This window comes from Roseomonas sp. TAS13, assembly GCF_001950415.1.
In the GTDB taxonomy this organism is placed as follows: Bacteria; Pseudomonadota; Alphaproteobacteria; order Acetobacterales; family Acetobacteraceae; genus Roseomonas; species Roseomonas mucosa.
The window spans coordinates 1-11847 of sequence record NZ_BDLP01000121.1 but is presented as its reverse complement, the minus strand read 5'-3'; the positions used below and the strand labels follow the sequence as shown (position 1 = coordinate 11847).

At 64.8% G+C, this 11847-nt stretch carries 9 protein-coding genes and 1 pseudogene; 9 read left to right on the top strand and 1 reads right to left on the bottom strand.

Annotated features, from left to right (window positions below):
- Positions 1 to 86: pseudogene (locus tag ROTAS13_RS26245) on the bottom strand (IS5/IS1182 family transposase); the annotation flags it as partial.
- Between the two features lie 122 nt (positions 87 to 208).
- On the opposite strand from ROTAS13_RS26245, the gene ROTAS13_RS11425 reads away from it, so the two are divergent.
- From ROTAS13_RS11425 to ROTAS13_RS11385, 9 genes are all read left to right on the top strand, one after another.
- Entirely contained in the window at positions 209 to 595 is a 387-nt protein-coding gene (locus ROTAS13_RS11425; protein WP_253187665.1) for a hypothetical protein, read from the top strand.
- Between the two features lie 4 nt (positions 596 to 599).
- Positions 600 to 2063 carry a GntP family permease gene (locus ROTAS13_RS11420; RefSeq protein WP_019462990.1) on the top strand — a complete coding sequence of 488 codons (1464 nt, stop codon included), beginning with the start codon at positions 600 to 602 and terminating at the stop codon, positions 2061 to 2063.
- Positions 2064 to 2370: 307 nt separating this feature from the next.
- Positions 2371 to 3399 carry a LacI family DNA-binding transcriptional regulator gene (locus ROTAS13_RS11415; RefSeq protein WP_168550370.1) on the top strand — a complete coding sequence of 343 codons (1029 nt, stop codon included), beginning with the start codon at positions 2371 to 2373 and terminating at the stop codon, positions 3397 to 3399.
- A gap of 53 nt (positions 3400 to 3452) precedes the next feature.
- Positions 3453 to 4748, top strand: a complete 1296-nt coding sequence (locus ROTAS13_RS11410) for a sugar ABC transporter substrate-binding protein (RefSeq protein WP_075822394.1) — start codon at positions 3453 to 3455, stop codon at positions 4746 to 4748.
- Positions 4749 to 4785: 37 nt separating this feature from the next.
- Positions 4786 to 5718, top strand: a complete 933-nt coding sequence (locus ROTAS13_RS11405) for a carbohydrate ABC transporter permease (RefSeq protein ID WP_075822393.1) — start codon at positions 4786 to 4788, stop codon at positions 5716 to 5718.
- Positions 5715 to 6572 (top strand): carbohydrate ABC transporter permease, encoded by an 858-nt coding sequence (locus ROTAS13_RS11400; protein ID WP_083755485.1) that lies wholly within the window; start codon positions 5715 to 5717, stop codon positions 6570 to 6572. Before ROTAS13_RS11405 ends, ROTAS13_RS11400 begins: the two co-directional genes overlap by 4 nt.
- 34 nt (positions 6573 to 6606) lie before the next feature.
- Positions 6607 to 7917, top strand: a complete 1311-nt coding sequence (locus tag ROTAS13_RS11395; protein WP_075822392.1) for an alpha-glucosidase/alpha-galactosidase — start codon at positions 6607 to 6609, stop codon at positions 7915 to 7917.
- A 65-nt stretch (positions 7918 to 7982) separates the two neighbouring features.
- Entirely contained in the window at positions 7983 to 8939 is a 957-nt protein-coding gene (locus ROTAS13_RS11390) for an ABC transporter ATP-binding protein (protein ID WP_371329185.1), read from the top strand.
- Between the two features lie 950 nt (positions 8940 to 9889).
- Entirely contained in the window at positions 9890 to 11383 is a 1494-nt protein-coding gene (locus tag ROTAS13_RS11385) for an ABC transporter substrate-binding protein (RefSeq protein WP_371329184.1), read from the top strand.
- Positions 11384 to 11847: the final 464 nt, after the last annotated feature.

Here is an 11847-nt window from a genome sequence, read left to right as displayed (position 1 = left end):
CGCCCGCCCTTGGGCTTGGGCTGCTCGGGCGGCAACAGCGGCTCAATCGCCGCCCAGAGATCATCAGAAACCAAAGGCTTCGCCATGCCCACAGAAACGCATCATACCGGGTTTAGTTAGGCGCTCTTATTGGGACGGCGGCTATGCCGGCAATCCGACCATCACCCCCCTTGTCCGCGATGGCGGTTCGGCTGATGATCTCCTGCTGGTGGCCATCAACCCGGTGGACCGGCCCGGCACGCCCCGCTCCGCAACCGAGATCCAGAACCGGCTGAACGAGATCTCCTTCAACGCCACGATCATCAAGGAGCTCCGCATGATCGCCTTGCTACAGCAAGTCGTCGCGGAGAGCCCGGCGAAGCTGGACAGTAGGCGAGTGGAGGGAGCGCGCTGGGCCAGCTTCCGTGTGCATCTCCTCTCCAGCCCCGTGATGATCGATCTCGGCTACTCCTCCAAGCTGAACGCGGAATGGGAGTTCCTCACTTTTCTGCGCGACGAGGGCAGGCGGACGGCGGAGCGTTTCCTCGCCGAGAATGGTGACAAGATCGGCCGCCGCTCCTCCGCGGACCTGAACAAGCTGCTGGAGGGTGTCTGAACCCATGGGTCTTCTCGGAATCCTCCTGGGACTGGCCCTTCTCATGGGGCTGGCCTTCCGGGGCTGGAGCGTGCTTCTCCTCGCACCCGCGGCGGCCCTCGTGGCGGCGGGCTTCGCCGGTGAGCCGTTGCTCGCCAATTGGACCCAGACCTTCATGGGCGGCGCGGCGGGCTTTATCGCGCAGTTCTTTCCGCTCTTCCTGCTGGGCGGAGTCTTCGGCAAGCTGATGGATGACAGCGGGTCGGTCACCGCCATCGCCAACGGCATGACGGCCCGGCTCGGCACCAAGCGGGCCATCCTGTCCGTGGTGCTGGCCGGCGCGCTCGTCACCTATGGCGGCGTGAGCCTCTTCGTGGCCTTCTTCGTGCTGGCCCCGATGGCACATGCGATGTTCCGGGCCGCGGATATCCCGCACCGGCTCATGCCGGGAACGATCATGCTCGGCGCCTCGACCTTCACCATGTCGGCGCTGCCGGGCACGCCCGCCATCCAGAACGCCATTCCGATGCCCTTCTTCGGCACCTCGCCCTGGGCGGCGCCCGGGCTCGGCATCATCGCCGCTCTCGTCATGGCGGCCACCGGACTCTGGTGGCTGGATTACCGCGAGAGGCAGGCACGTAGGGCCGGGGAGGGTTACCGGCTGTCGGGCGCCGGCGGACAGGAGGCCACGGAGCGGGCAGCCGGCGATTCCGTGGTCCGCGAGCACGCGGCGGTTTCGGGGGAGTTCGATCCGGCCGAAATCCACCGCGGCGAGCACGGCCGGAGCGAGCCGGGCTTCTGGACCGCCCTGGCGCCGATCGGCGTGGTGCTGGTGGTCAACCTGCTGATGACGGCGGTCGTCCTGCCACGTATGGACACGGGCTTCCTGGCCGATCCGCGCTGGGGCGGCACCGCGATCGAGGCGGTCGCGGGTGTCTGGTCGGTGGTCGTGGCGCTTTTCGCGGCCTGCGTGGCGGTGGTTTTGCTGAATCGCGCTAACCTGCCTTCCTTGCGCGCGACGCTGGACGCGGGCGCCAACTCGGCCGTCCTGCCCGTCCTCGGCGTCGGCAGCCTGGTCGGCTTCGGCGCGGTGGTGGCCTCCCTGCCGGCCTTCGAGATGGTGCGCGACCAGGTCCTCGGCATCGGCGGGGGGCCGCTGGTTTCGCTGGCGGTGGCGACGAACGTGCTGGCGGCATTGACGGGTTCGGCCTCGGGCGGGTTGACCATCGCGCTCGACACGCTGGGCCCGACCTATCTGCGTATCGCCGCGGAACAGGGGATCGATCCCGGTCTGTTGCACCGTGTCGCGGTGATCGGTGCCGGTACGCTGGATGCCCTGCCGCACAATGGAGCGGTGGTGACGCTCCTCGCGGTCTGCGGCTCCAGTCATCGGAACAGCTACCTGGATATCTTCATGTCCAGCGTTGTCAGTGCTCTCGTGGCCCTGGTGATCGTGATCGTGTTGGGAGGCCTGATCGGCTCCTTCTGATCCGCTTGCTACGGTTCAGCAGATCGCCGGGGGGCGGTCTTCTCGGGGCTGGAGGCCCGGTTTTTGCCGGTGCTTCTGCTACGCACCGTGGTGATGTTCGGCACGGCAGCCCTGACAACGGCAAGTCGCATCCATTGTCCCTGTCCGATGGAAGAAGACGTGTAACGAATCAGCCCCGAAAAACACCATTGACATTGGTCATATATAAGACATAAGCTCTCTCTAATACGTATTAGGAGCGAGGATTATGGTTCGGGGGAGGTCGCAGGAACGTCCTCGGCGCACAGGCGCCGCGACCAGCCTGGACGTGGCGCGTCTCGCTGGCGTGTCGCAGACCACCGTTTCCCTGGTGCTCAATGACGCCAGCCGAAAGGTCGGCCTGTCGGAAGCAACGCAGCAGCGCGTGCGGGAAGCGGCGCTGCAACTTGGCTACACGCCGAATTCCGTCGCCCGGAACCTGCGGCGGCGGCGCACGAACACCCTGACCTTCATCTGCCCTGACCTGAGCAACCCCTATTTCGCCGAGGTGATGGGCGCGGCGCAGCGGGCGGCGCAGGAGAAGGGCTATCTCCTCGACATCCTGGCCGCGCAGGACGCAGCCGACAAGCTGCGGGCCGTTGCGCGCATGCGGAGTGGCGTGTCGGATGGCGTGATCACCTCGGCGCCCACGCAGGCGATCTGGGAGGAGCTGAAATCCCTGACCCGACAGGGGTTTCCCTGCGTGACTCTGCAGGATCAGGGCGAGGACGCATCCATTCCCTGCGTCGGGGTGGACCTCGAAGCCGGCGGACACATGGCGACCCGGCATCTGCTGGACTGCGGCTACCGGCGGATCGGCCATGTCTGCGCCCATCAGAGCCATCCTCTGCGACGGCAGGAGCGTGTGCACGGATACCGGCGCGCCTTGCTGGAGGCCGGGCTGGAGCATCGCCCCGCCTGGGAGATCGAGGTGCCGAACAGCCCCGAAGGCGGTGTCGAGGCGGTCGGGCGTCTGCTGACACTGCCTTCGCCGCGCCCCGAGGCACTGTTCGTCTTCAACGATCAGATGGCGATCGGCGTCTTGCACGCCTTGCGCCGCCATGGGCTCCGCGTACCGGAGGACATGGCCGTGGTCGGCTTCGACGGCATTGCGCTGACAGGTTTCGGCAACCCGACACTGACCACGGTGGAACATCCGCGGCAGGAACTCGGCCGTCAGGCTGCCATCAGCCTGATCGAACGCCTGGAAGGGGTGGAGCGGCCGGAGCCGCACAGCCTCCTGCCAGGGCGGCTTCTGATACGCGAATCCTGCGGTGGCCTGAAACGGAGCGGGCTGCTGGAGGGTGTGGCCGCCTAGCGCGGCGCTAGGTGACGAGCCGCGGAAAGCGGCCGGACAGAGAGGGACGGACCATGAAGCAGACATACGCGACGGAATGGCGGCCAGGCCGCCGGAGCCTGCTGGGGGCCGGCATCGCGCTGGCCGGTGCGGCGGCGCGGCCGGTATGGGCACAGGGCGCCGTGAACCTCAACTTCGCCGTCTGGGGCAACCGGGCGGAGGAGGAGGCCTTCCGGCGGCTGATCGCGGGCTATACCGCGCAGCACCCGAACGTCTCCATCCGGCTGGAGCTGAACGGCTCCTCGGCGCAGCTCTACCAGCAGGTGGATACGCGCCTCGCCGGCCGGCAGGCCCCGGACCTCATCCGGATCCAGTACCAACAGGTGGGCCGCTACGCGAAGGCGGGGGCCATCGTCGATCTGAGCGGGCAGCTGGACGCCGGCATGGACAGCCAGTTCGCGCCTGCCTTGTGGAAGGCAGCGACCTACCGCGGCAAGTCCTTCGCCATACCGCACCACACCGACACCCTGGCTGTCTATTGCAACATGGAGATGTTCCAGCGCATCGGCGTCGAGCTGCCCTCCAGGCTGGAGGACAGTTGGCGCTGGGAGGAGTTCATCCGCATCGCGCGGCTGCTGAAGGAGAAGGCCGAGGCGCCCTTCGGCTTCGCCTGCGCCTGGCAGAACACCGCCGCCTATCGCTTCCTCCCCTTCCTCTACCAGCATGGCGGCCGGCTGCTGGATGCGGATCTGCGCCAGCCGCAACTTTCCTCACGCGAAGGCATCGAGACCCTGGCCTGGACCCAGTCCTGGTTCATCGAGAAGCTCGTGCCGCCCACCACCTCGATCAAGAGCAACGAGCAAACGCAGAACCTCTTCGCCAACGGCACGATCGGCATGATGGTGCATGGCGACTGGCAGATTCCCTTCCTGCAGGAAGCGATGACGCGGGCGGAATGGCGGGTCACCTACATGCCACGCGACCTGTCCATGGCGTCCGATCTAGGCGGGAACTGCCTAGCCGTCACACGCGACAGCAAGAACCGCGACGTGGCCATCGATTTCCTCCGCTTCGCCACCACCGAGGCCAATATGCGCGACTTCTGTCTCGCGGGCGGCTTCCTGCCGGTGCGGAAGAGCCTGATGGAAGGTACGCTCGACTATCCGCTGCGGCCCGACGCGATGAAGGTCTTCGTGGAACAGTCGCGCACCATCCCGGACCATCTGGCGGCCACGGTGACGCTGCCGGATTTCAGCCGCATCAATGCGAAGCTCGCTGAGCAGCTGGATCTCACCTTCACCTCCGGCCAGACGCCGAAGGTTGCCGCCGAGAACGTGGACAGCACCATCCGCAGCGTCCTCAAGGACTGAACCCCCTGACCCGCCCCCTCCTGCCCAGAGGCGAACCATGCCCAGCAGCCTGGTCCTGACAAGCGCCGCGCATCCCTCCGCCGCGGTACGGGCGCGCCGGTCCTTCCGGCGCCCCTGGATGACGGCCTATGCCTTCATCAGCCCCAATCTGGTGCTGTTCAGCGCCTTCAGCTTCTTTCCGCTGCTCTATGCCTTCTACATCAGCTTCCATGACTGGAGCCTGATCGGCGATGCCGAGTATGCGGGCCTCGCCAATTACCGCCGGCTGCTGGGCGACACGCAGTTCTGGCACGCCCTGCTCAATACCGCGGCCTATGCACTGGCTTCCGTCCCGACCACCATGGCGGGCGGCCTGCTGCTGGCGGTGGCGCTGAACCGGCAACTACCGGGCCGGGTCTTCCTGCGCAGCGTCTACTTTCTGCCCGTCGTCGTCTCGGCCGTTGCCACCGGCATCATCGCCGCCTGGCTGTTCAACGAGCACTACGGCGTCATCAATTCCCTGGTCGTGCGCCTGGGCGGAGATCGCATCCCCTGGCTGTCCTCGCCGAACTGGGCGCTGCCCTCTCTCGTGCTGGCGACCCTCTGGGTGCGGGTGGGCTTCTGCATGGTGGTCTATCTCGCCGCCCTGCAATCCATTCCGGCTCTGTACTACGAGGCCGCGACGATGGACGGCGCCTCGCCCTTCCGCCAGTTCCGCAAGATTACCCTTCCCCTTCTGCGGCCGGCTACCTTCCTTCTCCTGGTGCTGAGCGTGATCCACTCCTTCCAGGTCTTCGACCTCATCTATGTCATGACCGGCGGCGGACCGGGCTTCTCCACCACCATGCTGGTGCAGTACATCTACCAGTCTGCCTTCACGACTTCCGAGATGGGCTATGCCAGCGCCATCGGCGTGGTGCTCTACGCCATCGTGCTGGGCTTCACCATCATCCAGTGGCGGATGAGCCGTCAGTCGGAGAACGTGCTGTGAGCGGCGCAACCCTGGAAACGGGCGCTTCGCGCCCCGGCCATCGCCGCACCGGCACCATGCTGATCTGGATCGCCCTGGCCCTGGGCGCGGCGGCCATGATCTTCCCGCTCTACTGGATGCTCGCCACCGCCATCCGGCCTCGTTCGGAGGTCTTCCAGCCCGTGGTCAGCCTCATCCCGCAGGTCCTGACGCTGGAGAACTTCCGCAATATCTGGGAACGGCATCCCTTCCTGACCTGGACACTGAACTCCACCTTTATCGCAGTGGTGGCAGTGGTGATCACGGTCTCCGCCAACCTGCTCTGCGGCTATGTCTTCGCCAAGTTCCGCTTCCCCGGGCGCGATGTTCTGTTCTTCGCGATCCTGGGCGCGCTGATGATCCCGATCCAGGTAATCCTGGTGCCCGAATTCCTCGTGGTGTCCTGGCTTGGCCTGCTGAACTCGCCTTGGGGGGTCATCCTGCCCCGCGCTGCGGAGGCCTTCGGCGTCTTCATGGTGCGCCAGTTCATGGTGAGCATCCCGGACGAGTTGCTGGAGGCCGCGCGCCTGGACGGCGCGGGCGAGATGCGGATCTTCCTGCGGATCGTGCTGCCCCTCTCCAAGCCCATCATCGCCGTGCTGGTGATCTTCACCTTCATGTGGCGCTGGAACGACTTCGCCTGGCCGCTGGTGGTGTTGACCGACCAGGACCTTTTCACCCTGCCGCTCGGCTTGAACCTGCTGCGCGGCGAAGCCAATCCGGACTGGGGCGGCGTCATGGCCCTGGCCCTGATCTCCCTCCTGCCGATGCTGCTCATCTTCCTGATCTTCCAGCGCTACCTCGTGCAGGGGATCGCCAGCACCGGCCTGAAGTGAACCCGTTCCGACCCTCATCAACCGAGAAGAGAACATGACCAAGATCGCCATGATCGGCGCCGGCAGCGTCGTCTTCGTCAAGAATCTGCTCACGGACATCCTCAGCCTTCCTTCAATGAAGGAATGCGAGATCGCGCTGCACGACATCGACCCGGAGCGCCTGGAGACGGCCGGGATGATGGCACGCTGGACCTCCGGGCAGTTCGCTGCCGGAGCCGCCGTTACCGAGCACGCCGACCGCCGCCGCTGCCTGGAAGGCGCGGATTTCGTGATCAACATGGTGCAGATCGGCATGCACCAGGCGACACTGCTGGACTTCGACATCCCGCGCCGGTACGGCCTCAAGCAGACCATCGCCGACACGGTGGGCATCGGCGGAATCTTCCGCGGGCTGAGGACCATCCCCTTCATGATGGACCTCGTGCGCGACATGCGGGCGGTCTGCCCCGGCGCCCTGCTGCTGAACTATACCAACCCGATGAGCATCCTGACCTGGGCGGTCTACAGGGCCTTTCCGGAGCAGCAGGTGGTCGGGCTCTGCCACAACGTGCAGCACACGGCGCGCGACCTCGCTTCCTATCTCGGCGTGGACCGCTCGCGTCTCAGCTACGACTGCGCCGGCATCAACCACATGACCTGGTTCCTGCGGCTGGAGATCGACGGCAAGGACGCCTACCCGCAGCTCCGCCGCGCGGCACGGAACCCGGAGATCTTCGCCAAGGACAAGATCCGCTTCGAACTGATGGAGCATCTGGGGCGCTTCGTCAGCGAATCGAGCGAGCACACCGCGGAGTACACGCCCTACTTCCTCCGCCGCGAGGACCAGATCGCCGAGTATGACGTGCCAGTGGACGAGTATGTCCGCCGCAGCGAGCGCAACCTGCGGCGCTATGCCGAGACGCGGCAGAAGCTGCTGGCCGGCGATAGCTTCCCGTTGGAACGCAGCGACGAGTACGGCGCCGCGATCATCAACGGCATGGTGACGGGTGAGCCGCAGCTCATCTACGGCAATGTCCGCAACACCGGGTTGATCGAGAACCTGCCGCGTGATTGCTGCGTCGAGGTGCCGGTGATCGTGGACCGCAACGGGCTGCGCGCCTGCTATGTCGGAACCCTGCCGCCGGAACTGGCCGCCCATTGCGCGCCGCATGTGTTCGTGCAGGAACTCACGGTCCGTGCGGCGCTGGAGGGCGACCGCGACGCGGTCTACCGCGCCGCGGTGCTCGATCGCCATGCGGCGAGCGTGCTGTCGCTGCGCGAGATCCGCAGCATGGTGGACGACCTGATCGCGGCGCATGGCCACGCCATGCCCCTGGGGGTCCGCCAGGAGGCGATGGCCGCCTGACGAACCGTCCGCGGGGCGGAACGGTCCGCCCCGCCCATGGCAAGAAGCAAGAAGGAGAGGGATGGATGAGCTGGCTGGCCCTGGAGCATGTCCACAAGTGCTTCGCCGAGCACGCGGTGATCGAGGACGTGAACCTGTCCGTGACCAATGGGGAATTCGTGGTCTTCGTCGGCCCCTCGGGCTGCGGCAAGTCCACGCTGCTGCGGATGATCGCCGGGCTGGAGAGCATCAGCGAAGGCAATCTGCGCATCGACGGAGAGGTGATGAACGACGTACCAGCGGCCCAGCGCGGCATCGCCATGGTCTTCCAGTCCTATGCGCTCTATCCGCATATGAACGTCTACAAGAACATGGCCTTCGCGCTGGAAACCGCCCGGATGCCGAAACCGGACATCGACGCGCGGGTCCGCCGCGCCGCCGGGATCCTGCAACTCGATCACCTGCTCGACCGTAAGCCGAAGCAGCTTTCCGGCGGGCAGCGGCAGCGCGTCGCCATCGGCCGGGCCATCGTCCGAGAGCCCAAGATCTTCCTCTTCGACGAGCCGCTCTCCAACCTCGATGCCGAGTTGCGCGTACAGATGCGCGTGGAGATTGCGAAGCTGCACCAGCAACTCGGCAACACGATGATCTACGTGACCCATGATCAGGTCGAGGCCATGACCATGGCGGACAAGATCGTGGTCCTCCGGGGTGGGAAGGTAGAACAGGTCGGCTCGCCACTCGAACTCTACAACAACCCCGTCAACCGCTTCGTGGCGGGCTTCATCGGCAGCCCCAAGATGAACTTCCTGCAGGCAACCCTGCGGCCAGCGCGGGATGGCACGGCCCAGGTGTCGTTGGGCGACACGGTGCTGCCCCTGCCGCATCTTCGCTGGCAGGGCGAGGCAGATTGCAGCTTCGGAATCAGGCCCGAGCACCTACGCCTCGGTGGCGACGGCACGTGCCTCGGTGATGCCAGGGTCCAGCTCGTCGAGCAGTTGGGTGGCTCGTCGCTGATCTATGGAACCCTGGCCGATGGGTAGCCCATCACCGCCCAGCTCGAGGGCCAGCAGAAGCCCAGGCCTGGTGAGAGCGTGCCTCTGCATCTCGACGTGTCGCTGGCCCATCTCTTCCGCCTGGATGGGGAGCAGGTGGTGCCGCGGTCCCCTTGATCATGGCCGGAAACAGGCCCGTCGTTCTGGACCGTCGGTAGTCTCGGCGGGCCGGACGATGCGGGGCTGTCACGGAATGGTCGCCAGTGCGGTTGTTGGCATGTCCGCATAGCAGCAGGCCGGGAGCGTGGCCTCCGGGATTCTCCAGCGTGAATGCCGGCCGTCCTTCGGGCTGTGGCAACGGCATCAGTACACCGCGCTGCCGCGAGTGCGGCACGCGGCATCGTCCAGCCCTTGCAGCAGGGTCATTTCCTTGCGCTTTACCGAAAACGTAAATCTGCAAGGCCCGGTGATAGCCGGCCCGTGGGCAGCCCGTCCGCCTGGAAGTCGTCCCATGGAGCGCAGAACCCGGCGCCGTTCCGGACGTCCAACCCTCTATGCCTCCGATGCTGGCATCAGTAGCCTTTCAAACAGGCACCTGAACCTCATGACCGGACCGTTGCAGGTTTGGATGTCTACTGGACCCTAAAGTATTTCTGAAGTAAATATAATAAACCTTACTAAAGTTTCTTGGAAATTTACCTTGTGATAACCCGAGGATACTTTGAGGGAATGATAGATTGAAATTCAGTCAGATGCTGTAGCTTGTTTCACGAAGCAGTTGACCATCCACCCATTACCATGCAGCAATCTATTTTGCGACACCGTCGGCCTTGGCGGAGCGCGCCGACTTCATCATGCCAACAAGGCAACACCGCACCACGGAGATTCAAGTCTTGGATCGTAAAAGCATCCGACTGTCTCGTCGCGCCGTTCTCGCAGTCCCAGCGGTTGCCCTGCTGAGTAGCGGTGCCCTCAAAGCCAGGGCTCAAGGCAACTCATTGAGCCTTGCTGTCGCCGCGCCCCCTACTTCGCTTGACCCACATTACCACACGCTCTCGCCCAACAATATGGTGGCAGAACACTTCTTCGATAAACTGGTCCACAAGGACGCGCAGTCGAAGCTGATCCCGGGCCTGGCTGAATCATGGCATCTTGTCTCCGACGATACTTGGGAATTCAAGCTGCGCCGGGGCGTGAAGTTCAGCAACGGCGATGATTTCACAGCCGAGGACGTGGCTGCCACCTTTGCGCGCGTGCCAAAGGTTGTGAACAGCCCCGGACCGTTTTCCATCTACACACGCGGTGCCAAATCCTGGGAGATCGTTGATCCCTACACCATCCGCTTCAAGACGGACGGCGTGTATCCGCTCCTGGCACAGGATTTCAGCCAAGTCTACATCATCAGCAAGAGCGTGGGGGAGAACGTCTCCACGGGTGAATTCAACAATGGCAAGGCCGTCATCGGCACCGGCCCGTACAAGCTCGTTTCCTTCGCTTCGGACGATCGCGTGGTGATGGTCCGCAATGACAACTACTGGGGCGACAAGCCTGACTGGGTCAACGTCACCTACCGGTTCATCTCGAAGGATGGTGTGCGGGTGGCGGCTCTTCTCTCCAACGATGTTGAGGTGATCGACGTCGTGCCACCGCCGGACATGCCCCGGTTGAAGAGCACCCCGGGTGTCAGCTTTTCCGAGATCCCGAGCCTGCGCTGCATCTATCTGAAGCTCGATACGGCCCATGATTCGTCTCCCTATATCACTGACAATGCCGGGCAGAAGCTCGACAAGAACCCGTTGCGGGACCTGCGTGTTCGTCAGGCGCTTTCCCTCGCCATCAACCGGCAGGCGATCGTCGAGCGTGTGATGCAGGGTGCCGCGCTGCCGACCGGCCAGATGATGCCGCCTGGCGCCAATGGCTACGTGCCCGACCTGGCGCCGCCGCCCTATGACCCGGACAAGGCGAAGAAACTGCTGGCCGAAGCTGGCTATCCGAACGGCTTTGCCATCGGCCTGATCGGCCCCAACAATCGCTACGTGAACGATGCGCAGATCATCCAGGCCATCGGCCAGATGTGGCAGCGTGTCGGGATCAAGACGACCGTCGAGGCTCTGCCTTTCACGGTCATCGCGCAGCGGCAGTCCCGCAACGACATGTCCGCCCTGCTGATCGGCTGGGCCACTGGCGGCGAGCCCTCCACGGCGTTGCGCAGCAATCTGATGACGCGCAACAACGAGAAGGGCTACGGCAGCACGAACTTCAGCGGCTACTCCAATGCCGAAGTGGATCGGCTGACGGAAGAAGGCTTGCGCACGGCAGATGACGAGGCTCGCGAGGAGCTCTTCAAGAAGGCCATGCGTGTCGGCATGGAGGATGTCGGGATTGTTCCGCTGCATATGCAGAAGAACATCTGGGCGCTACGTGGCCCACTGAGCTACGAAGCGCGCGCCGACGAGTATACGGTCGCCATGAATGTGGAGCGGAAGAAGTAGGGTTGCAGTTGGTGTGAGCAAAATTCCGGTGAGCGAAGCAGGTCGTCGCTCACCGGCCCTTGGGCAGCAGCAAGTACAAGCCCAGCAGGACGGCCGGGGAGAACCACCCTTCTGCCGGCGCCGGCGAGGCAGGGCTGTTTACCCTTCTCAAGGCCGGCCGCCGCCTCGCACGTCGTCCGCCTCTTGCGTCCTCCAGGCCGCTTGACCTGAACAAAGCGTTCACCACGCCGACCCAGGCACCTTGGGGCCGCGTCAAACCTGAAGCAGCCGGTCCCGATCGATGACGTCGGCACGTCGTGAGGTGACGCGGATCAATCGCTTGGCCGTCAGCGCATGGTGGACTTCCCCCTGCGGGGTGGAGGGGTGAGATCAGAGCATCATGCGGCGATCGGCATGACGGCCTCCGCACTCATGGCTACCCGCGCCTCGGTGGGCGTACGGTAGCCGACGCCTGAGTTCAGGCG

Excerpts from the sequence above, each read along its gene's own strand:
- ROTAS13_RS11395 (WP_075822392.1), top strand. The coding sequence starts at position 6,607 with ATGACCAAGATCGCCATGATCGGCGCCGGCAGCGTCGTCTTCGTCAAG.
- ROTAS13_RS11410 (WP_075822394.1), top strand. The coding sequence starts at position 3,453 with ATGAAGCAGACATACGCGACGGAATGGCGGCCAGGCCGCCGGAGCCTG.
- ROTAS13_RS11420 (WP_019462990.1), top strand. The coding sequence starts at position 600 with ATGGGTCTTCTCGGAATCCTCCTGGGACTGGCCCTTCTCATGGGGCTG.
- ROTAS13_RS11390 (WP_371329185.1), top strand. The coding sequence starts at position 7,983 with ATGAGCTGGCTGGCCCTGGAGCATGTCCACAAGTGCTTCGCCGAGCAC.
- ROTAS13_RS11405 (WP_075822393.1), top strand. The coding sequence starts at position 4,786 with ATGCCCAGCAGCCTGGTCCTGACAAGCGCCGCGCATCCCTCCGCCGCG.